General features: G+C 69.1%; 18 protein-coding genes. 4 read left to right on the forward strand and 14 right to left on the reverse strand.

What is annotated here, in order from left to right:
• Positions 1-25: 25 nt before the first annotated feature.
• From K340_RS0119225 to K340_RS31600, 7 genes are read right to left on the reverse strand one after another with little or no spacing between them, the layout of a single operon-like run.
• The gene (locus tag K340_RS0119225; RefSeq protein WP_029137900.1) at positions 26-1,720 is read right to left on the reverse strand and encodes a DUF885 domain-containing protein; all 1,695 of its coding nucleotides are present in this window, start codon (positions 1,718-1,720) and stop codon (positions 26-28) included.
• 14 nt (positions 1,721-1,734) lie between these two features.
• Positions 1,735-2,094 carry a monovalent cation/H(+) antiporter subunit G gene (gene mnhG, locus K340_RS31585; RefSeq protein ID WP_084614663.1) on the reverse strand — a complete coding sequence of 120 codons (360 nt, stop codon included), beginning with the start codon at positions 2,092-2,094 and terminating at the stop codon, positions 1,735-1,737.
• Positions 2,091-2,351, reverse strand: coding sequence for a monovalent cation/H+ antiporter complex subunit F (locus K340_RS0119235; RefSeq protein WP_029137901.1), 261 nt, complete (start codon positions 2,349-2,351; stop codon positions 2,091-2,093). The genes mnhG and K340_RS0119235 overlap by 4 nt, the downstream gene beginning before the upstream one ends.
• Positions 2,348-3,073 (reverse strand): Na+/H+ antiporter subunit E, encoded by a 726-nt coding sequence (locus K340_RS31590; protein ID WP_051266900.1) that lies wholly within the window; start codon positions 3,071-3,073, stop codon positions 2,348-2,350. The genes K340_RS0119235 and K340_RS31590 overlap by 4 nt, the downstream gene beginning before the upstream one ends.
• Entirely contained in the window at positions 3,070-4,683 is a 1,614-nt protein-coding gene (locus K340_RS0119245; RefSeq protein WP_029137902.1) for a Na+/H+ antiporter subunit D, read from the reverse strand. The genes K340_RS31590 and K340_RS0119245 overlap by 4 nt, the downstream gene beginning before the upstream one ends.
• Before the next feature lie 34 nt (positions 4,684-4,717).
• Positions 4,718-5,083, reverse strand: a complete 366-nt coding sequence (locus K340_RS31595) for an NADH-quinone oxidoreductase subunit K (protein ID WP_051266902.1) — start codon at positions 5,081-5,083, stop codon at positions 4,718-4,720.
• Entirely contained in the window at positions 5,080-7,950 is a 2,871-nt protein-coding gene (locus tag K340_RS31600) for a Na+/H+ antiporter subunit A (RefSeq protein WP_245599639.1), read from the reverse strand. The genes K340_RS31595 and K340_RS31600 overlap by 4 nt, the downstream gene beginning before the upstream one ends.
• Before the next feature lie 205 nt (positions 7,951-8,155).
• On the opposite strand from K340_RS31600, the gene K340_RS0119260 reads away from it, so the two are divergent.
• Both K340_RS0119260 and K340_RS31605 read left to right on the forward strand, forming a co-directional pair.
• Positions 8,156-8,980, forward strand: coding sequence for a dioxygenase family protein (locus K340_RS0119260; protein WP_051266904.1), 825 nt, complete (start codon positions 8,156-8,158; stop codon positions 8,978-8,980).
• An 81-nt stretch (positions 8,981-9,061) separates the two neighbouring features.
• Positions 9,062-10,159: a lactonase family protein gene (locus K340_RS31605; protein ID WP_051266906.1), complete on the forward strand. Its 1,098-nt coding sequence runs from the start codon at positions 9,062-9,064 to the stop codon at positions 10,157-10,159.
• Positions 10,160-10,391: 232 nt separating this feature from the next.
• Here the strand turns inward: K340_RS31605 and K340_RS0119270 are convergent, their stop codons facing one another.
• From K340_RS0119270 to K340_RS36740, 3 genes are all read right to left on the reverse strand, one after another.
• Positions 10,392-13,334, reverse strand: a complete 2,943-nt coding sequence (locus K340_RS0119270; protein WP_029137904.1) for a vitamin B12-dependent ribonucleotide reductase — start codon at positions 13,332-13,334, stop codon at positions 10,392-10,394.
• Between the two features lie 163 nt (positions 13,335-13,497).
• On the reverse strand, positions 13,498-14,061 hold the full coding sequence (nrdR, locus tag K340_RS31610; protein WP_084614673.1) for a transcriptional regulator NrdR: 564 nt from the start codon (positions 14,059-14,061) through the stop codon (positions 13,498-13,500).
• Positions 14,062-14,277: 216 nt separating this feature from the next.
• Positions 14,278-14,829 carry a LysM peptidoglycan-binding domain-containing protein gene (locus K340_RS36740; protein ID WP_051266907.1) on the reverse strand — a complete coding sequence of 184 codons (552 nt, stop codon included), beginning with the start codon at positions 14,827-14,829 and terminating at the stop codon, positions 14,278-14,280.
• 351 nt (positions 14,830-15,180) lie between these two features.
• Here K340_RS36740 and lexA point away from each other — a divergent pair, with 351 nt between their 5' ends.
• A complete protein-coding gene (lexA, locus tag K340_RS0119285) occupies positions 15,181-15,891 on the forward strand; it encodes a transcriptional repressor LexA (protein ID WP_029137906.1) in 711 nt (236 codons plus the stop codon).
• A 13-nt stretch (positions 15,892-15,904) separates the two neighbouring features.
• On the opposite strand, the gene K340_RS0119290 is transcribed toward lexA, so the two are convergent.
• The 4 genes from K340_RS0119290 to K340_RS31615 all read right to left on the reverse strand — a co-directional run bounded on the left by K340_RS0119290 (position 15,905) and on the right by K340_RS31615 (position 19,399).
• Positions 15,905-16,663: a deoxyribonuclease IV gene (locus K340_RS0119290; RefSeq protein ID WP_029137907.1), complete on the reverse strand. Its 759-nt coding sequence runs from the start codon at positions 16,661-16,663 to the stop codon at positions 15,905-15,907.
• A 34-nt stretch (positions 16,664-16,697) separates the two neighbouring features.
• Positions 16,698-17,090, reverse strand: a complete 393-nt coding sequence (tatA, locus tag K340_RS35340; RefSeq protein ID WP_029137908.1) for a Sec-independent protein translocase subunit TatA — start codon at positions 17,088-17,090, stop codon at positions 16,698-16,700.
• 214 nt (positions 17,091-17,304) lie between these two features.
• The gene (hflX, locus tag K340_RS0119300) at positions 17,305-18,726 is read right to left on the reverse strand and encodes a GTPase HflX (RefSeq protein WP_037365700.1); all 1,422 of its coding nucleotides are present in this window, start codon (positions 18,724-18,726) and stop codon (positions 17,305-17,307) included.
• Between the two features lie 91 nt (positions 18,727-18,817).
• On the reverse strand, positions 18,818-19,399 hold the full coding sequence (locus K340_RS31615) for a helix-turn-helix domain-containing protein (protein WP_084614665.1): 582 nt from the start codon (positions 19,397-19,399) through the stop codon (positions 18,818-18,820).
• Between the two features lie 81 nt (positions 19,400-19,480).
• Between K340_RS31615 and K340_RS31620 the strand changes: the two genes are divergently transcribed.
• Positions 19,481-20,851: an MFS transporter gene (locus tag K340_RS31620; protein ID WP_084614666.1), complete on the forward strand. Its 1,371-nt coding sequence runs from the start codon at positions 19,481-19,483 to the stop codon at positions 20,849-20,851.
• The last annotated feature ends 5 nt before the right edge of the window (positions 20,852-20,856 follow it).

Here is a 20,856-nt window from a genome sequence, read left to right on the forward strand (position 1 = left end):
GACGCCGACGGCGTCCAGCAGCCGATCAGAGTCGCCGCAGCAACGCGGCCAACGGGTCGAGGCCCATCCCACCGGCGCGCAGCGCCGCGGTGTGGAACGCCCTGGGGTCGAAGGTGTCGCCGTGCCGTTGCCGGGCTGCCTCCCGGCCCTGCAGCCAGATCCGCTCCCCCACCTTGTAGGCCGGTGCCTGACCGGGCCAGCCCAGGTAGCGGTCGATCTCGTCCTTCGAGTGTGCCGGGTCGGTGATGGTCCGGGTGAGCAGGAACTCGAGGCCGAGCTCGGGTGTCCAGCGTTCGCCCTCGTGGAAACCGGTACCGGCCGGAATGACGAACTCCAGGTGCATCCCGATGTCCACCACGACCCTGGCGGCCCGGAACAGCTGCGCGTCCAGCATGCCGAGCAGGTCGGCGTCGTCATCCAGGTAGCCGAGCTCGCGGACCAACCGCTCTGCGTACAGCGCCCAGCCCTCGGCGTGACCGGAGGTGCCGGCCAGCAGCCGCTGGAAGTCGTTGAGATTCTCCCTGGAGGCCACGGCGGTGGCGATCTGCAGGTGATGCCCGGGCACCCCCTCGTGGTACACCGTTGTGGTCTCACGCCATGTGGGGAACTCCTGCCGGTCGGCTGGCACCGACCACCACATGGTGCCGGGCCGGGAGAAGTCGTCGTTCGGCCCCGAGTAGTAAGCACCGACGCCGCCGCCGGGCGGCGCGATCCGGCAGGCCAGGGTACGGATCGGCCCCTGGATGTCGAAGTGGCTGCGGCCCAACTCCTCCACCGCCCGATCCGACAGCTCCTGCATCCAGCGCTGCAACCCGTCGGTGCCCTGCACCCGGTACTTCGGGTCGGCGTCCAGCTGCTTCGCCGCGCCGGCCGGGCCGGCCCCGGGAGCGATCCGTTCGGCCACCTCGATGAGTTCCCGCTCGATGTCCAGGAACTCCTGCCATCCCCAGGCGTAGGTCTCCTCGAGATCGACGGTGGCGCCGAGGAAATCGCGCGACCCGAGGACATAGCGTTCGCGCCCGACAGCGTCCTTCGCCGGCGCCATCGGGGCCAGTTCGGTGCGCAGGAACTGTGCCAGGTCGCCGTAGGCCGCGTCGGCCGCGGTGGCGCCGGCGGCCAGTTCCTTGGCCAATTCGCCGTCCCGGCCGGCGCCGGCGGCCAACCCGGCGAAGAAGCCGGTACCGCCGGCTCCGGAATAGGTGTCGCACTGCTCGGCGCACTTGGTCACCTGCCGCAGCGCCGACACCCGGCCGGCCGCGGCGCCGGCGGCCAGGCTGGCCCGATAGCCGGCGAGGGCCTCCGGCACCGCGAGCATCCGGCGGCCGATGGTCGCCCAGTCGTCTTCGGTGTCCGTCGGCATCAGGTCGAAGATCATCCGGACGGTCTGCAGCGGCGAGTCGATCACGTTGAGGTTGGCCAGGTTCCAGCCGGACTCGGCCTTGTCCCGCTCGACCGCCAGGCGCTCGGCCAACACGTCGGCCGCCACCACGTCGTCGTCGCCGGCCGGCTCGGTCGCATCGAGCGCGCTCAGGGTGCGGGTGACCAGCTCGTGCTGGGCCCGCAGACCCTCCGGCGACAGGTCGTCGAGCCGGTCGTCGCTGCCGGGCCGGCCGACATAGGTGGCAAGCGTCGGGCTCAGTGCCGTGAGCTGATCGACCAGGGTGTTCGAGATATCGGTGATGGAACGGTCATCGGTGGCGGGAGGGTCGGCTTTCGTCATCCCAGCAACCTACGTCAGCGATCCGGCTCGCCGCCGGACTTATTCCGGCCCTCCGGTGCCGCGGCGGTGGTTGTTTCGTCAGCCTCGTCCTCGGACGCCTCGCGGTGCGCCTCGCGCACCACCAGGTGCGCCGAGACCGGCGCGGTGAGGAACTGCAGGATGACGATCAGCACCAGTTGCCCGGCCACCGCCCAGGTGCCAAGGCGCAGCCCGACCCCGAGCATCAACAGCATGATTCCCAGCACCTGAGGTTTGGTGGCGGCATGCACCCTCGACCGGGTGTCGGGGAAGCGCACCACCGCGATGCCGGCCAACATCGACAGCGCGGCCCCGGCGATCAACAGGATCCCGGAGATCACCTCGATGGCACTCATTTACGGTCCCGGGGAAGAAGTTTCGCCAGACTGGCGGTACCGAGGAAGCCGAGCAGCGAGACCACCACCGCGACCACCAGGGTCACTGCACTGTCGGTCGCGGCGGCGTTCAACACGATCACCCCGACCACGATCGCCAGCAACACGTCAAGGGCGGCCGCCCGGTCCAGCAGGGTGGGTCCACGCTGCAGCCGGACGGCGGCGAAGAGCGCCCCGATGGCGAACATGGCACCGGCGATGATCACCATGACGGTCATCTGTCCTTCCTGCCTTTCTGTTCGGGAGTTCCACTTGGTGCGGCAGGTGCGGCGGCCGACTCCGGCGCCGCCGATGACGCCGGCGTCGGCTCCGGCACCCGGGCCGGCTCCGATCGCGGCGAGTAGGCCAGCGCCGCCCTGATCCGCTCCTCCTGGGCGAGCACCGACCGGGTCATCTCGTCGACCGGGTCGTGTTCGACATCCAGCAGATGGATCAACAGGGTGCGCCGCTGTGGATCCGCGTCGATGATCAGGCTGCCGGGGACGAGCGAGACGGCCAGCCCGGTCAGGTGCTGCAACAGGTCCGAGTCGTTGGCCAGCTGCACCTCGATCACCGCGCTGCGCGGCAATCTCGGACGCAGCGCCAGCGCCGCGACGTGCAGGCTGGCCAGCACCACGTCGCCGAGGAACCTGACCAGCAGGATCAGCGCCCGCCACGGGTGCAGACCGAACCGGAACTCCATCGGCGGCAAGGGGAACAGCCACAACACGACCACTGCGGAGACCGCCCCGACCAGCAGCAACGAGGGTGCCAGCGAACCCCACAACATCACCCAGACCACCATCAGCGCACCGAACGTCATCAGTGCGGCGCGCCAGCCGCCGTGCCCGAGTTCACGTTCCTGCCGGCTCTGCCGGGGATCGACCGAGGCCGCACCGGCCGCCGCCGGGCTCGCGGCGAGCGGACGCTCGCGCTGGTGGCGCCGTGACCGCCCGCTCACGATGCGCCCAACACCGCGGTGATGTACACGGACGGGTTCGACAGGCCCTGCGCGGCCCGGTCGGCGAACCCGTAGATCGGTCCGGCAGCAACGGTCAGCGCCAGCCCGGCGAGCACCACCGCCAGCGTGGCGCCGACCATGCCCACCGGCATCGACCTTGCGTCACCGCGGGTTTCGATCTCCTGCGGCAACCTGCGTCGCCGACGGCGGCCGGCCGGGCGCTCCCGGTCCGATCGCTCACCGGCCGCCGACGGTCCGACCGGGAGCCCGGCCATCCCGTCGTGCTCCCGGGCGGGCGCCGGCCGCCAGAAGGCCCTGCCCCACACCCGGACAATGGCGTAGAGCGTCAACAGGCTGGTCAGTGCGCCCCCGGCCACCAGCACCAGCGCGGTGACGCCGCCGGTTGCCAGTCCGGCCTCGAACAGCCCGACCTTGCCGATGAAGCCGGAGAACGGTGGCACCCCACCGAGATTCATCGCCGGGATGAAGAACAGGATGGCCAGCGCCGGGGCGGTTCGGGCCAGCGCACCGAGCTTGTCCAGCTTGGTGGTTCCGGTGATGTGCTCGATCAGCCCGGCGGCCAGGAACAGCGCGGTCTGCACCAGGATGTGATGCGCGACGTAGAACACGGTGGCGGCCAACCCTTGCGGCGTCCCGATAGCCACGCCGAAGAGCAGGAACCCGATGTGCGACACCAGGGTGAACGACAGCAGCCGTTTGATCTCGTTCTGCGCGACCGCGCCGAGGATCCCGATCAGCATGGTGGCCAATCCGACGATCATCAGCAGGGTGGAGAAACCGCCGGGGAACAGCAGCGTCTGGGTCCGGATGATCGCGTAGATGCCCACCTTGGTGAGCAGTCCGGCGAACACCGCGGTGACCGGAGCGGACGCCGTCGGGTACGAGTCCGGCAGCCACGCCGACATCGGCCAGACGGCCGCCTTGACGCCGAACGCGATCAGCAGCATCGACTGCAGCACCACCGCCAGCCCGGCCGGGAGATCGGCCAGCCGGCCGGCCAGATCTGCCATGTTGAGCGTCCCGGTGGCCGCATAGATCATCGCGATGGCCGACAGGAAGATGATCGACGAGACCAATGCCACCACCACATACGGTGCGCCGGAACGGATCCGCTCCATGGTGCCGCCCAGGGTCAGCAACACGTAGCTGGCGGTCAACAGGATCTCGAAGCTCACGTACAGGTTGAACAGGTCGCCGGCGACGAAGGCGTTGGACACGCCGGCGGCCATGATCAGGAAGGCCGGATGGAACACCGAGATCGGTGCGTCGGTCGCCTCGCCGTCGGCGTGCCCCTGGGCCACCGCGTAGACCAGCACGGCGAGCGTCACCAGCGTGGAGACCACCATCATCAGCGCGGCCAGCCGGTCGGCGACCAGGGTGATGGCCAGCGGCGCCGGCCACCCGCCGATGTGCATCACGATCGGCCCGTCGGCGTCGATCTGCACCAGCATCACCACTTCCAGCACCAGCTGGACGGCCAGCACGGAGATGGCCACCGCGCGCTGCGCCCGCGGTCGTCGACTGAGCAGCAACGCCAGACCGGCGCCGAGCAGCGGCATCATCACCGAGAGCGGTAGCAGGGCGATCATGTCGTCCTCCTGCCGTATCCGCTGCGGACTGTGCTCACTCGGAACCAGCTCCCGTCCGTAGTTCCTCGATCGCGACATCGTCCGGATCGTCCGGAACCTCGCTCTGCCGGGTCAGCTGGTAGTTGCGGTAGATCATCGCCAGCAGGAAGCAGCTCACGGCCAGCGTGATGACGATCGACGTGAGGATGAGCGCCTGCGGTATCGGGTCGGCATGGGTACCGTCCTGGCCGACGATCGGGGCACCGCCGCCGACCCCCGATGAGAGCAGCAACAGGTTGGCGCCGTGACCGATCACCATGAATCCCAGCAACACCCGCAACAAGTTGCGGGAGAGCATCAGGTAGACCCCGCCGGCGAACAGCCCGCCGATCAGCACGGCCACCACCACGTTCACCGTCATCGCGACAGCTCCTTCCGCCGCTGTGCGCGGTCATCGGTGGCCCGCCGCGCGGCCCACGCCTGTCGGTCGAGTTCGGCTCCGAAGGAATGCAGCACGTCAAGCACCAGTCCGATCACGATCAGGTAGACACCGACGTCGAAGATGGTCGAGGTGATGAATTCCAGGTCCCCGAGAACCGGTACGTGCCAATGGAAGATCACCGACTGCAGTGCCTGGCCACCGCCGATCAGCCCGCCGATGGCGGTGGCCGACGAGATCAGCATGCCGGTGCCCATCAGCGCGCCGGCGTCGACCGGTGCCGCCTCACCCAGCTCGAACGGGCCGCCGGCGATGTACCGCAAGGTCAGCGCCAGCCCGACGATCAGCCCGGCCGCGAAGCCACCGCCCGGCAGGTTGTGGCCGACGAACAGCACATATACCGAGAACATCACCACGATCGGGAAGATCAGCCGGGTGGCCACCTCCAGCAGCAGCGAGCGACGCGGCATCCAGTTGGTGGTCAGCCATGGCGAGGGCCGGTTCGGCCGCTGCAGGCCACTGGCCCGGCGCGGCGTGCGGGGCGCCGCCCCCGTTCGCCGGGACTGGAAGATCAACCCTGCGACCCCGGTGGCGGCCGCGACCAGTACCGAGATCTCGCCGAAGGTGTCCCAGCTGCGGACGTCGACCAGGATCACGTTGACCAGGTTCTCGCCGCCGCCGTAGGTGACGGCCGCCTCGTCCATCCCGGCCGACACCACTGTGGCCGTTCGGATGCCCGGCAGGATCAGCGCCAACGACGTCATCAGCGCGCCGACCCCGATCGCGATGGCCGCGGACACCCAACGCCCGAGCAGCGGCCTCGACTCGCGATCGGCGGCGGCGCCGCCGGGCAGCCGGGTCAACACCAGCAGCGCCGCCACCAGGGTGACGGACTCCATCAGGATCTGGGTCAGCGCCAGATCCGGTGCGCCGCGCAGGATATAGATCACCGCAACCGCGTAGCCGATTCCGCCGACCAGCAAAATGGCGATGATCGCCCTGCGGGCCCGCAGGATCGAGACCACCAGAGCGAGGATCACCACGGCCAGCACCAACTCGGCCGGATGCACGGCCGCGGTCTCCCCGATGCCGGCCCCGGAACGCAGCAGCATGGTCGCCGGGAACACGACGAAGGCGATCAGTACCGCGCCCAGCGACACCGGCACCGAACCGCGCTGGGTCGCCACGGTGACCCTGGCCGCGGTGGTCTCCAGCGCCAGCACCGCAAGCCGGTAGCCGACCCCCGGATCCAGCCCGGGGACGGCCGGCCCGCGGCGTCGGTCGAGGTGCCGTTGCGCGGCAGAGAGCGCGGCGCCGGCGATCCACCCGAGCGCCGACAATCCCAGTGGCGCAGTCAGTCCGTGCCAGAGTGCCAGTGCGTGTTGGTGGGTCGGACCGGCGGTCTGTGCGTACGACTGCAGCAGCGACTCCAGCGGCGCCGGCCAGAGCGCCAGCGCCAGTCCCGCGCCGACCAGGATCCAGGTCGGCGCCGTCATCCAGCTGCTCGACCGGCTGAGCTGGGTCCGCTCGATACCCGGTTTGTCGGCGAACGCGCCCCAGAGGAAGCGCAGGGTGTAGGCCATGGTGAGTGCCGACCCGATCGTCATCAGCACCGCAGCAACGGTGCCCGCGGTGCCGCCGGCCAGCAGCCCGGCATAGCCGGCCTCCTTGGCGACGAAGCCGATCATCGGCGGCACCCCGGCCATCGAGGCGGCGGCCAGGGCGGCGGCGACCGCCAGGGCCGGCCGTTGCCGGCCGACCCCGGACAGCTTCGTGAGATCGCGGGTGCCCGCGGCGGTGTCGATGATGCCGACCACGAAGAACAACGCGCCCTTGAAGGTGGCGTGGGCGACCAGCATGGCAATCCCGGCGAGCAGCGCATCGGGGTTGCCGGCGCCGATCAGCAGGGTGAGCAGGCCGAGCTGACTCACGGTGCCGTAGGCCAGCAGCAGCTTGAGATCCCGCTGCCGCAACGCGTTCACCGCGCCGAACAGCATGGTCGCAGCGCCGAGACCGATCAACAGCGGCTGCCAGACCCCGTTGGCAGCGAAAGCCGGTGCCAACCGGGCGAACAGGTAGATGCCGGCCTTCACCATGGTGGCGGCATGCAGGTAGGCGCTGGCCGGCGTCGGCGCCGCCATCGCGCCGGGCAGCCAGAACTGGAACGGGATGATCGCCGACTTGCTGAGGCCGCCGACCAGCAGCAGGACCAGCGCGGCGGTGGTCGTCCCGCCACTCGGCGGCGCCGCCAGGATCTGCGAAAGGTCGTAGGTACCCGCCTGTTCGCCCATCATGACTGCGCCGATCAGCATCACCAACCCGCCGCCGGTGGTGGTGATCAGCGCCTGGGTGGCCGCCGCCCTGGCCGGCTGGTTGCCGATCCGGTGGGCGATCAGCAGGTAGCTCAGAATGCCGGTGATCTCCCACATCACCACCAGCAGGATCAGGTTGTCGGCCAGCACCAGGGCGATCATGGCGCCGGCGAACGCGACCAGCGAGCCGGCGTACTTGGCCCGACCGTCGTCCCCGAGCGGGAAATACCGGGCCGAGTACAGCAGCACCAGGGTGCCGATCGCGGAGATCACCAGGACCATCACCGCCGACAGAGCATCCAGCCGCAGATCGATCGCCAGCGACAGCTCCGGCACCCAGGCCACGTGCACGCTGCGGGTTCCGCCGTCCAGTACGGACGGCAACAGTGCGGCCATCCATCCGGTGGTGGCGGCGGGCAGCAGGGCCAGCCAGAGCAGCGCCGTCCGATCCCAGCGCCTGGCCAAGGTCGGCGCAACGGTCGCAATCACCATGTACAGGGCGAGAATGGGGACGGCAAGGCCGAACAGATCCGTCACGGTGGCCACCTGGCGCTACCCGGGCGGGAGATCTGGTCGGCAATAGCTGGCACGGCGCTCCCGGTGTCGTTAGGGCGGTCGGGTCAGCTTATCGGGAGCGGGCCGTACTCCCGGACCGACCGCGCGATGGTCGCGGCCATCCGGGCACCGGAACGTTCGCCCGCCAGCGAGTTGTTGAACGTTCATATAAGTGAGAGGATGAGGTATGACTGCCGACCACCGCGACCCCACCGCCCGCGCCGGCACCGGCCTCGCTCCGGTGCTCTACCTGTCGCACGGCGCACCACCGCTGGCCGACGACCCTGTGTGGACCCGTCAGCTGGCGCAGTGGTCGTCGGATCTGCCCCGCCCGCGGAACATCCTGATGGTCTCCGCGCACTGGGAGGACGCACCCGTCACCGTCTCGTCCACCACGGGCGCACCGTTGGTCTACGACTTCTGGGGATTCCCGGAGCACTACTACCAGGTGCGCTACGACGCACCGGTCGCACCAGACCTTGCCGATGACGTCGGCAAACTGCTCGGCAGCCCCGGGTTGTCGGTGCTGCGGGACGAGGCTCGCGGACTGGATCACGGCGCCTACGTGCCGCTGGTCGAGATGTTCGCGGCGGCCGACGTCCCGGTACTGCAGTTGTCGATGCCGACCCTGGATCCGGCCGGCCTGTTCGAGATGGGCCGCAAGCTCGCGCCGCTGCGCGAATCCGGCACGCTGATCGTCGGCTCCGGTTTCACCACCCACAACCTGTCCGCGATGCAGGAGGTGTCCGGCCGGGACGGCGAGGCACCCGGTTGGTCCGCCGACTTCGATGCCTGGGCCACCGAGGTGATGGCGGCCGACAACGTCGACGCCGTGCTGGATTTCATGACCAAGGCCCCGGCCGCACGCACGGCCCACCCTCGCACCGAACACTTCGCGCCATTGTTCGTCGCGCTCGGCGCCGCACACGGCGCTGGTGCCACGCCCGGCTCGCGGAGCGTCATCGACGGATTCTGGTACGGCCTGTCCAAGCGGTCCTGGCAGCTCGACTGACCGTTAGCACCGGCCGCGGCGCAGCAGAACTCCGGTGACTTGTAGGTTGCTGGTGATCAGCCCCGATCCGGTGAGGACGCCATGGCCCGCTCCGAGGTACCCACCGATGCTGTCGTGCTCGTCGCGGGTTCCGACACCGACCCACCGAGCGGGCGCGGCCTGCTGCGGCTGACGCTGGATCGCGGCAGCGGCGCAGTCGGCGGGGCCGGTGCGGCACCCGCCGATGCGGGTGCCAACCCGAGTGCCCCGCGCCCCGAGCTGTTCGGGAACATCTCCTACCTTGCCTGGAATCCGGATCGAACCGTGTTGTACACAGCAGGTTCAGAGGGTCTCGGGGCCCTCCGCTACTCCCCCGACGGCCGCTTGCAGGCAGTTGGCCGGCGCCGATTGGACTCGGAAACACCATGCCAGATAGCCGTTTCCGCTGACGGCCGGTACCTGCTGTCGGCGGTCTACACCGCCGGGCAGGTGACCGTGCACGCGCTGGAGTCCGACGGTGCGGTCGGTCGACAGGTGTGGGTCGAGCAACTCACCGGGAGCGGCCCGGAGCCGGCGCGCCAGGGCTCGGCGCATGCCCACCAGGTGCTGCCACTGCCCGGTGGCCGGCACCTGTTGGTCACCGATCTGGGGGCCGATCGGCTGCTGCTGTTCACCCTGGACAGCGGAACCGGTCGGCTGACGCAGGTCTGCGCCGTTGCGGCCGCGCCCGGCAGCGGCCCGCGGCACGCCGCGATCGCCGGTGACGACCGCGTTTACGTGGCCGGAGAACTCGACAGTTCCGTCGGCGTGTACCGCTATGACGCTGCTGCCGCGTCCCTACGGTTGTTGTCCCGCTGCCCGTCGATCGGTGCCCTGTCGATCGCCGGAGACAATTACCCGAGCGAGATCGCCGCTTCGCCGGATTCCCGGTTCGTCTACGTGGCCAATCGCGGCACCGACGTCATCACCGTGCTCGCGGTCGACGGCGACCAGTTGGAGATCGTCGCCGACGTTCCGTCCGGCGGCAGTTGGGCACAGCACTTCGTCGTGCTGGACTCGCTGCTGGTGGTGGCGAACCAAAAGTCCAACCGAGTCACCGTCTTTCGCCGCAACGGCGCCTCCGGCGAGCTGACGCCCACCGGAATCACGGTGGATCTTCCCGCCCCGGCGTGCGTCCTCGCCGCGCCGGCGTTCCATTGATCGCCGGCACTCCTGTTGATCATGGCGCTCTGTTGATCATGGCGCTCTGTTGATCATGGCGCTCTGTTGATCATGGCGCCCTGTTGATCATGGCGCGCCGCCCGCGATTCGTCGGCAATCTGTCCGGGTTGCCGTGCAGCAGACCATGATCATCGCGAACCGGAACCGGGCCCGCCCGCCGCCTGCTCGGGGCAGGCGGCGGGCGGGAATCGGTGCCGGGTGACGCGAGGCGTCAGCTGCAGCCCGAGGTGGAGCCGCAGCCCTCACAGACGTAGCAGGCACCGGACGGCCGCATCTTGGTGCCACAGGTGAAGCAGAGCGGCGCGTCCGCGGACTTGCCGATCACCATCTCCAGTAGCTCGGTCGAGGAACCGGCGGTGGACGGTGCAGCCTTGGCACCGACGGTCGCCGCGGCGTCGGCAGCCGCCGCGCCCTCGGAGGCCACGTCGGTCGCCTCGATCGCAGAAGCGTCCTCGTCCTTCTCCGGGCTCGGGTGCAGATCCACCGACGACGCCAGGTCGTCCAACGAATCGGTGTTCGGGGCCGACCCGTAGCCACTGGCCACCTGGGCGGCGCGCTCGGCCGCCGACCAGATGCCCAACTCGGCGCGCTTGTCCGCCGGCAGGTAGTCCAGCGCGATCCGCCGGAACAGGTAGTCCATCACCGAGGTGGACAGCCGGATGTCGGGATCGTCCGTCATCCCCGCCGGCTCGAAGCGCAGGTTGGTGAACTTGGCGACGTAGCTCTCCAGCGGGATGCCGTACTGCAGCCCGACCGACACCGCGATCGAGAACGCGTCCATCACACCGGCCAGCGTGCTGCCCTGCTTGCCGAGCTTGACGAAGATCTCGCCCAGGCCGTCGTCCGGGTAGGAGCCGGTGGTCAGGTAGCCTTCGGCGCCGCCGACGGTGAACGACACGGTCTGCGACGGCCGCTTCTTCGGCAGCCGGCGCCGCACCGGGCGACCCGGTTCCGCCGGCGCCGCAACGGTTTCGGCCTTGGCCCCGGCGATAGCCGTGGTGTTGTTCTTCGAGGCGGACAGCGGCTGCCCGACCTTGCAGTTGTCGCGGTAGATGGCCAGCGCCTTCAGCCCCAGCTTCCAGCCCTGGGTGTAGATCTCCGCGACGTCTTCCACGGTCGCATCTTCCGGCATGTTGACCGTCTTGGAGATGGCCCCGGAGATGAACGGCTGGATCGCCGCCATCATCCGGACGTGGCCCATCGGCTGGATGGACCGGGCGCCCATCGCGCAGTCGAACACCTCGTAGTGCTCGTGCTTGAGACCCGGGGCGTCGATCACGTGGCCGTGCTCGGCGATGAACTCGACGATCGCCTCGACCTGCTCGTCCTGGTAGCCGAGGGACTTGAGCGCCCGTGGCACCGTCTGATTGACGATCTGCATGGAGCCGCCGCCGACCAGCTTCTTGAACTTGACCAGGGCAAGATCGGGTTCGACACCGGTGGTGTCGCAGTCCATCATCAGGCCGATGGTGCCGGTCGGGGCGAGCACGGACGCCTGGGCGTTGCGGTACCCGCTCTTCTCCCCCTCGGCCAGCGTGGATTCCCAGACCTTGGCGGCGTACTTCACTACCGCGGCGTCGTCGGTGCCGACCGTGCGGATCTGATCGTTGGCAGCCGCGTGCTTGCGGACCACCCGCTTGTGCGCGTCGGCGTTGCGCGCGTAGCCGTCGTAGGGGCCGACAACGCCGGCCATCTGCGCGGACCGGCGGTAGGCGGTGGCCTGCATCACCGAGGTGATGCCGGCCGCCAGGGAACGGCCTCCGACGGAGTCGTAGGCGTGCCCGGTGGCCATCAGCAACGCGCCCAGGTTGGCGTAACCGATGCCCAGCTGCCGGAACGCCCTGGTGGTCTCGGCGATCGGCTCGGTCGGGAAGTCGGCGAAGCAGATCGAGATGTCCATCGCGGTGAAGACGAACTCGACCGCCCTCGAGAAGGTCTCGGAGTCGAACTGGCCGTCGTCGGACAGGAACTTCAACAGGTTGAGGGAGGCCAGGTTGCAGGACGAGTTGTCCAGGTGCATGTACTCGCTGCACGGGTTCGACGCGTTGATCCGGCCGGACTCCGGGCAGGTGTGCCAGTCGTTGATCGTGTCGTCGTACTGGATGCCGGGATCGGCGCAGGCCCAGGCAGCCTCGTTGATCTTGGTGAACAACTCACGGGCATCGACCGAGTCGATCGGCTCGCCGGTCTTCCGGGCGCGGAGGGCGAACTTCGCCCCTTCAGCGGTGGTGGACTCGGTGGCCCGCATGAACTCGTCCGACACCCGGACCGAGTTGTTGGCGTTCTGGTACTGCACGGAGACGATGTCGTCGCCGCCCAGGTCCATGTCGAAGCCGGCGTCCCGCAGCGCCCGGATCTTGTTCTCCTCCTTGGCCTTCGTCTCGACGAACTCCAGGATGTCCGGGTGGTTGACGTCCAGCACCACCATCTTGGCCGCCCGGCGCGTGGCGCCACCGGACTTGATGGTGCCGGCCGAGGCATCGGCGCCGCGCATGAACGAGACCGGGCCCGAGGCGGTGCCGCCGGAGGACAGCAATTCCTTCGACGAGCGGATCCGGGACAGGTTGAGCCCGGCGCCCGAGCCGCCCTTGAAGATCAGCCCCTCTTCCCGGTACCAGTTCAGGATGGAGTCCATGGTGTCGTCCACCGCCAGGATGAAACAGGCCGAGACCTGTTGCGGTGAGGCAGTTCCGACGTTGAACCAGACCGGCGAGTTGAACGCGAAGACCTGGTGCAGCAACATCCAGGTGAGTTCGTGGTTGAAGATCTCGGCGTCCGCCTCGGTGGCGAAATAGCCGTTCTCGGTACCCGCCCGGGTGTAGGTGGAGACCACCCGGTCGATGATGTCCTTGAGGCTCTTCTCCCTGGTGTCGGAGCCGACCGCACCGCGGAAGTACTTGCTGGTGACGATGTTGGTCGCGTTGATCGACCAGAAGTCGGGGAACTCGACCCCGCGTTGCTCGAAGTTGATCGAGCCGTCCCGCCAGTTCGTCATGACGACGTCCCGGCGCTCCCAGGTCACCTCGTCGTAAGGGTGCACGCCCTCGGTGCTGTACAGCCGGTCCAGGGTCAGGCCGGCGCCGGTGGAGTGTCGGGAGCCGCCCTTGGTGGTGTCGTTGGTTGCCGAGTTGTGGGTGCTGACGGTGTCGGTCATGACGTTGGGTCCCTTCCCAGGTGGCGTCACATCTGCTCGTCCCGAGGAGCGAGCGGGGTGGTGAATGTGCGGGGTGGTGAATGTGTGGAGTGGTGAGTCTCTTGCGGTGATCGTCGCGACGGACCCGGCTGCGGTGCCGAAGGTCGGAACGGACTGCCGGTGGTTACCCGACGACGGCCGGTTGTCGACCGTTGGGCGGCCCGGCATCGGCATCGATCCCCGGCGGCGCGCCCGACTCGGCTGCCCCGGACGCGACCCCGCCGGATCCGGCGGCCGCCCGGGGGTGATCGGCGCGCAACGAGTCGATCTCGGCCATGAAGTCGTCGGCCGAGGTGAAGGCGCGGTAGACCGAGGCGAACCGCAGGTAGGCGACCTCGTCCAGCTCGCGCAGCGGCCCGAGGATCGCCAGGCCGATCTCCTGGCTCGGCAACTCCGCCGAACCGGACGCCCGCACGGTGTCCTCCACCTGCTGCGCCAGCAGAGCGAGCGCGTCCTCGTCGACCGGCCGGCCTTGGCAGGCGCGACGGACGCCGTCCACCACCTTCGTCCGACTGAACGGTTCGGTGACCCCGCTGCGCTTGACCACGGCCAGCACCGCCTCCTCGACGGTGGTGAACCGTCGCGAACACTCGGGGCAGGATCGGCGACGACGGATCGTCTGGCCGTCCTCCACCTCGCGCGAGTCGATCACCCTGGAGTCCGGGTGGTGGCAGAACGGGCAACGCACCAGGCTCACCTCCCGATCGGCGCCGGATGTGGATGGATCCGGGGAAATCTCGTGGACAAGTCGTCCCGGCTGTGGATAACCAGACCTCTATGGTACCCCAACCTGTGGACAGGTTACACCCGTGTAACTACTAGATGTAGGGGTAACCATAGGCACGGTCACCGCGATCCCGCAACATCTCGATGGCGTGTCGGCCCCGACACGTACGAGTGAATCTCAACCGGCAGGGACGGCCAGTTCCAGGCCGACCGGCAGTACCGCACCCGGGCCGAGTGCATCAAGGCCGTTGAGGTCCCGGATCCGTTCAACGACCGCTCCGGTGTCGGTGCCCGGCATCGCCGCGCCCGCGATGGACCACAGGGTGTCGCCGGGATGCACGGTGACGTGGGCGATCGCCGTCGGGTCCTGGCCGGAACCGACCGGCAGCGCTCCGGTGGCGAACAACAGGCCGACCAGCAGGACGGTGAGAGTGATCGACAACCGAGCCCAACGGCCCAGTCGATATCCGGCGGCCTCCGGTTCGGATCCCACGCACGCCGGCCGCCTCGGCTGGGCACCCATCGGCACCACCCCGACCAGCCCCGAGTCCGGACGGCGGCGGTTCGGCACCCTCGGACGCAGCCGCTGTGGTGCTCCCACCTTCGAACCGACGGTCGCCGATCGCACCGCCGGAGCCATCGCGGTCGGCGACACCACGGGAGACGCCGCCGGCGCGGCCGCCGGGCCGGACCGCCGCGGTCGATACGACCTCTCGAGCTGCATCGTCATCGCTCGTCACCTCTTGCCTTCGGGGCCCGTTCGGGCTCTTCTGCGTACGTCCGGAGCGTCCCACCTGCCACCGACAGTCGTTCCTGCCGCGAGCCGCGGACGGCCCTGGAGATCGAACGAGCGTTCTATCGAACGCCTGAACGATTTGTACACCGTCGGTCCGACAGAGGGAAGAGAAATCGGCGTGTCGGTCGAACGCATGTTTGAATTGTGACCTCCCCGGCCCTAGGCTCGGGAGCACCCGGCACGCTCGGCCGGCGCAGACGTGGGAGGACCGACGTGGCCAGAGGAACCTCAGGCAGCACCGGCAACACCGGCAGCGGTGCGGACAGTGGCAGCGATCGGGGCGAACTGCACGAATTTCCCGACCGGGACGTCCCGACCGGCGACGCTTCGGGCAGGAGCGCCGAACGGCCACTGACCATGCGGCAGCAGAAGGTATTGAAGGTGATCCGTGACTCCGTCGCGCGCCGCGGTTATCCGCCGAGCGTGCGGGAGATCGGCGAGGCCGTCGGCCTCAAATCGCCGTCGTCGGTCGCGCATCAGCTCTCCGCGCTGGAACGCAAGGGGCTGCTCCGCCGGGATCCGAACCGACCCCGCGCCGTTGACATCCGCACCGCCGAGGAGATGGACTCCGACACGCGCGACAACGAGGAGATGGACACCAATGGTCTGTCCTCGCGCCCCACGCCGGCGTACGTGCCGGTGGTCGGCCGGATCGCAGCCGGTGGTCCGATCCTGGCCGAGGAGGCCATCGAGGACATCTTCCCGCTCCCCCGCGAGCTGGTCGGAGAGGGCAACCTGTTCCTGCTGAGGGTGGTCGGCGAATCGATGATCGAGGCCGCCATCACCGACGGGGACTGGGTGGTGGTGCACCAGCAACAGACCGCAGACAACGGCGACATCGTCGCCGCGATGATCGACGGTGAGGCGACCGTGAAGACGTTCAAACGCACCGACGGGCACGTCTGGCTGCTGCCGTCCAATCCCGCGTTCGACCCGATTCCGGGCGACGAAGCGGTCGTGCTGGGCCGGGTCGTGGCGGTGCTGCGGAAGGTCTGACGGCGCTGCCCGGCTATTCGGGAAGCCGCTCGCGCAGGTAGGCGATGTCGGCCGCGTGGCCCTCGACCGGCGTCTCGACGATGGCCGGCACACCGGCGGCGGCCACCGCGGCGGCGATCAGCTCGGGATCCAACAGGCTGTCGGCGTAGTTGGCGTGCCGATCACGGCTGGAACCGAACTCGTCACGGGACCCGTTGGCGTGCACCAGATCGACCCGTCCAGTGATCGCGGTGACCCGATCGACGATGCCCGCCAGGTCCTCGCCGGCGGCATGGGCGTGACAGGTGTCAAGGCACAGGCCGGCGCCGAACTCGCCAACGGCGTCCCACAGCCGGGCCAATCGATCGAACGACCTGGCCATCGCGTTCTCGCCGCCGGCGGTGTTCTCGATCAGGATCGGCACCTCGAACTCGGCGCGCTCGAAGAGCTTGCGCCAGTTCTCGAATCCCACCGCGGCATCGTCACCGGCTCCGACGTGGCCGCCGTGCACGATCAGGCCGCGGGCGCCGATCGCCGCCGCTCCCTTGGCATGCGAGGCCAACAGCTTGCGGCTGGGGATCCGGATCCGGTTGTTGGTGGCGGCGATGTTGATCCGGTACGGCGCGTGGACGAATACCGCCAGCCCGGACGCCGCGATGGCGGCGGCATCGGGTCGCTCGGGTGGATCCGTCCACCCCTGCGGATCGGTCAGGAAGAACTGGACCGCATCGGCGCCCAGTTCGCGGGCGGCGGCAACGGGGTCGGCGTGGTCGAGGTGAGCTCCGATCGGCAGCATGCTCGCAGGCTACCGAGTGCCACCGACGGCGTCAGCTACCCGCCGGACGGGTGGGGTCGCTGTACTGATCGGTCTGCGGGACCGACACCGGCTCGGGCGCCGGGACGACCGGCTGCGCGGCGACCGGCTGCTGAACCGGTACCGCCGGTGGCGCCTGGTACACCGGCTGGGCGGCGACCGGCTGCTGCGGCATCGGTGCGGCGGCGATCTGGGCGGGCGGCGTCGGCTGCTGCGCGGTGGCGTCGGTTTCCGAAGGCTTGCGGTCCTTCGCTTCGTCGTCCTCGTGCATCGCGTTGACCTCGGACTTCAGGATGCGCAGCGACCGGCCGAGACCACGGGCAGCGTCCGGGAGCTTGCGGGCTCCGAACAGCAGAACGAACGCGGCGATGATGATCAGCCAGTGCCACCAGGACAGACCGCCCATGACGAAAACCCTCCTCGTTCAGCGGAGATCCGCTGTGATCCGACGCCGGGACGTTCGGTGCCGCCGACCCGCAGATGCGGCACAGCCCGGTACGCCTGCCCCGGAGCTTACCCGTCGTGGCCGTACGCCGGACAGTGCCGGCGGCGAACTTCGCTCGGGGAGTCCGCCGGACCTACCGGGCGAGGGACCCCGGCAGCCCCGCCGGAGATCGCCGTCAGCCGGTCGTCACCAGGTAGTCGGTCAACAGACCGGCCAGATCCGGCGGCACCTTGGCCTGCAGCCTGGTGCCGTCGGCACCGTGCTGCTCGTGCAGCACCGTGCCCTCGGCATGCACCCGGGAGACCAGGGCGCCCTCGGTGAACGGGACGACCACCTCGAGCGTCACCGCCGGATCGGGCAACCGGGCGGCGATCACCCGCCGCAGTTCGTCGATACCGGCGCCGGTCCGGGCGGACACGAAGATCGCTCCCGGCAGCAGATGCCGCAGCCGGGCCAGACCCACCTCGTCGGCGGCGTCGATCTTGTTCACCACCAGGATCTCCGGAACGGTCGCCGCGTCGATCTCGGTGAGCACCTCGCGCACCGCGGTCACCTGGTCCTCCGGCGCCGGATCGGATCCGTCGATCACGTGCAGCACCAGGTCGGAGTCGCCGATCTCCTCGAGCGTCGAGCGGAACGACTCCACCAGTTGGTGCGGCAGGTGCCGGACGAACCCGACGGTGTCGGTCAGGGTGAACAGCCGACCGTCCTCGGTGTGGCTGCGCCTGGTGGTCGGATCGAGGGTGGCGAACAGCGCGTCCTCGACCAGCACCCCGGCGCTGGTCAGCCGGTTCAGCAACGATGATTTGCCGGCGTTGGTGTACCCGGTGATGGCCACCGCGGGCACCGCCTTGGCCCGCCGCTGGGAGCGCTTGGTGTCGCGGATCTTGCGCATCGCCGTCAGCTCGGTCCGCAGCAGCGAGATGCGGCGGTGGATGCGTCTGCGGTCCAGTTCCAGTTTGGTCTCGCCAGGGCCACGGGAACCCATGCCCGCTCCGGCGGCGACCCGGCCGCCCTGCTGACGGGACAGTGCCTCACCCCAGCCGCGCAATCGCGGCAACAGATAGTTGAGCTGGGCCAGCTCGACCTGCGCCTTGCCCTCCTTGGACCGGGCGTGCTGGGCGAAGATGTCAAGGATGAGCGCGGTCCGATCGACCACCTTCACCTTCAGCCGCTGCTCCAGGTTCCGTAGCTGACCCGGCGACAGCTCACCGTCGGCGACCACCGTGTCGGCGCCGGTGCTGGCCACGATCTCGGCCAGCTCAGCGACCTTGCCCGAACCGATGTAGGTGGACGCGTCGGGGTGGCGGCGGCGCTGGACCACCGCGTCCAGGATCACCGAACCGGCTGTTTCGGCCAGCCGGGACAGTTCGGCCATCGACGCCTGAGCGTCGGCCGCGCTGCCATCGGTCCAGATGCCCACCAGCACCACTCGCTCCAGCTGGAGTTCGCGGTACTCGACCTCGGTGATGTCGGTGAGCTGGGTGGACAGCCCGGCGATCCGGCGGAGCGCGGCGCGTTCCGCGAGTTCTTCGTCGCCCCGGGTCAGTGCCATCGCCTCGTCGGCGTTCGGGGTCTGGATGTCGGTGTTCGTCATTCTGCTTACCAGAGTGCCACGTCGGGCCCAGGACTTTTCGCCGATGGCCGGCCGAGCACGTTCCGGCGACGGTGCCGGCTGCGCCGCGAGCTCAGCGCGGTTCGGGGTGGAACGCCAGGAACATCGAGATGCGCTGTCCGTCCGGGTCGTGCGGCAGCGCCGCGTATTCCCGCAGCACCTGGTTGAGCCTGGACCGCAGCTCGTCCAACCGCTCCGGGGACAGCTGCAGCCCGAGCCGCGAGATCTCCACCCGCTCTGCAGGGACCTCGGCCACCTCGTCGAAGAAGGTCCGCAACATCGTGTTGCCGCCCAGCTCCGGGCCGGTGTCCAGATTCCACGACTTCCCGGTCGCCCGGTAGGGCACCTCGCGCGAGCCGCGCGGACCTGGCCTGGTCTGCTCGGCCGCGAGAAAGCCTTGCGACACCAAGGTTCTCACATGGTGCAACACGCTGGCCGGATTGCGATCGAGCCGCTCGGCGATCTGTTTGTTCGTCAGCGGCTCGTACAGGCACAGCCGCAGGATGCGCAGCCGGACCACACTGGCCAGCGCCTTCCGCTCGGCGTCGGTCGCCCGCCGCCGGACCCGACCGGCCGGCGAGGTCGGCTCGACCGGCCGCCCGGCAAAGGTCAGTCCGTCGCCGTACTCCGGATCGGGCTGCGCAGCAGGGCACATACGCTCACCATAGGCGGCGCGCGGCCGATTCGACCCGGTTACTGATTGAATTCTCCCAATCGGTGATGCACACTGATCCGCGTGACCGACCAGACCGGGACAGCCCAGCGTCGCAGCCTGTTCCACCACCACGACTTCCGCTGGCTGTGGATCGGCGATACCGCCAGCCAACTCGGCGCCGCGTTCGGGGCGTTGGCCGTCCCCTACCTGGCCGTCACCGCCCTGGGCGCCAGCGAGTTCCAGATGGGTCTGCTCGGCACCCTCACCACGCTCGGGTTCCTGATCATCGGGCTGCCCTCCGGCGCGCTCATCGACCGCTGGCGCAAGCGCAACATCATGATCATCGCCGACCTCGGCCGGGCGGCGCTGCTGCTCACCCTGCCGGTCGCCTGGTGGGCCGGCTGGTTGACCTTCGCCCAACTGGCGGTGGTCGCCACCATCGTCGGCATGCTGCAGGTGTTCTTCGACGTGTCGTACCAGAGCTATCTGCCGACCCTGGTGCACAGCGACCAGGTGGTCGAGGGCAACGCCAAACTACAGGCGTCACAATCGGTCTCACAGGCCGTCGGACCCGCACTCGGCGGACTGCTGATCAAACTTGCCGGCGCCGTCTGGTCGATCGGTATCAATGCCGTCGGCTACCTGATCTCGGCCGTCACGCTGTTACGGATCCGGCACCGCGAGACCCCGCCGACGCCGGCCGAACGGCAGCCGCTGGTCACCGAGATCGCCGAGGGCCTGAAGTTCGTGGTCGGCCATCCGCTGCTGAAACGGCTCATCGCCTGCACCGGGATCGGCAACCTGTTCAATTCCATCGGCCAGGTGCTGATCGTCTTCTACATGGTCCAGCTGCTGCACCTGTCCGCACTGACCATCGGCATCATCGACTCGGTGGCCGCGGTCGGCGGGCTGGCCGGCGCCCTGGTGATCACCAAGCTGGCCAAGACGATCGGCGAGGGCCCGAGCATCATCCTGACCGCGTTCACCATGGTGCTGTTCAGCTTCAGTTGGGTGCTCGCGTGGTACCTGCCGGCGACGCCGGTGCTGCTGATCACCCAGCCGCTGATGATGGCCAGCCTGGTCGCCTACAACATCGCGACCGTCAGCTTCCGGCAGCGGCTGTGCCCGCCGAAGCTGCTCGGCCGGATGAACGCCTCGGCCCGTTTCCTGGTCTGGGGAACCATGCCGATCGGCTCCTTCATCGGCGGCGTGCTCGGGCACCGGCTGGGCACCGTTCCGACCCTCTGGATCGCCGCGGCCGGTGGCGCACTGTGCCTGCTGCCGTTGGTGTTCTCACCGTTGTGGACGCTTCGGACCTTGCCCAAACACACCGAGGACCCGGAGGGCGACAAGCTGACGGAGCTGACGGAATTGACGGAGGCCGCGCCCGGCGGGCTCACCACCGAGAGCCCGGTCGACGTCGGCGGGCCGGACCACTCGGGTCGGGGCTGACGGGC

Source organism: Nakamurella lactea DSM 19367 (genome assembly GCF_000426645.1).
Taxonomy (GTDB): domain Bacteria; phylum Actinomycetota; class Actinomycetes; order Mycobacteriales; family Nakamurellaceae; genus Nakamurella; species Nakamurella lactea.

Bases quoted from the DNA above. Each gene is read 5' to 3' on its own strand.
- K340_RS0119225 (WP_029137900.1), bottom strand. From the start codon at position 1,720: ATGACGAAAGCCGACCCTCCCGCCACCGATGACCGTTCCATCACCGAT.
- mnhG (WP_084614663.1), bottom strand. From the start codon at position 2,094: ATGAGTGCCATCGAGGTGATCTCCGGGATCCTGTTGATCGCCGGGGCC.
- K340_RS0119235 (WP_029137901.1), bottom strand. From the start codon at position 2,351: ATGACCGTCATGGTGATCATCGCCGGTGCCATGTTCGCCATCGGGGCG.
- K340_RS0119245 (WP_029137902.1), bottom strand. From the start codon at position 4,683: ATGATCGCCCTGCTACCGCTCTCGGTGATGATGCCGCTGCTCGGCGCC.
- K340_RS31595 (WP_051266902.1), bottom strand. From the start codon at position 5,083: ATGACGGTGAACGTGGTGGTGGCCGTGCTGATCGGCGGGCTGTTCGCC.
- K340_RS0119260 (WP_051266904.1), top strand. From the start codon at position 8,156: ATGACTGCCGACCACCGCGACCCCACCGCCCGCGCCGGCACCGGCCTC.
- K340_RS31605 (WP_051266906.1), top strand. From the start codon at position 9,062: ATGGCCCGCTCCGAGGTACCCACCGATGCTGTCGTGCTCGTCGCGGGT.
- K340_RS0119270 (WP_029137904.1), bottom strand. From the start codon at position 13,334: ATGACCGACACCGTCAGCACCCACAACTCGGCAACCAACGACACCACC.
- K340_RS36740 (WP_051266907.1), bottom strand. From the start codon at position 14,829: ATGACGATGCAGCTCGAGAGGTCGTATCGACCGCGGCGGTCCGGCCCG.
- tatA (WP_029137908.1), bottom strand. From the start codon at position 17,090: ATGGGCGGTCTGTCCTGGTGGCACTGGCTGATCATCATCGCCGCGTTC.
- hflX (WP_037365700.1), bottom strand. From the start codon at position 18,726: ATGACGAACACCGACATCCAGACCCCGAACGCCGACGAGGCGATGGCA.
- K340_RS31615 (WP_084614665.1), bottom strand. From the start codon at position 19,399: ATGTGCCCTGCTGCGCAGCCCGATCCGGAGTACGGCGACGGACTGACC.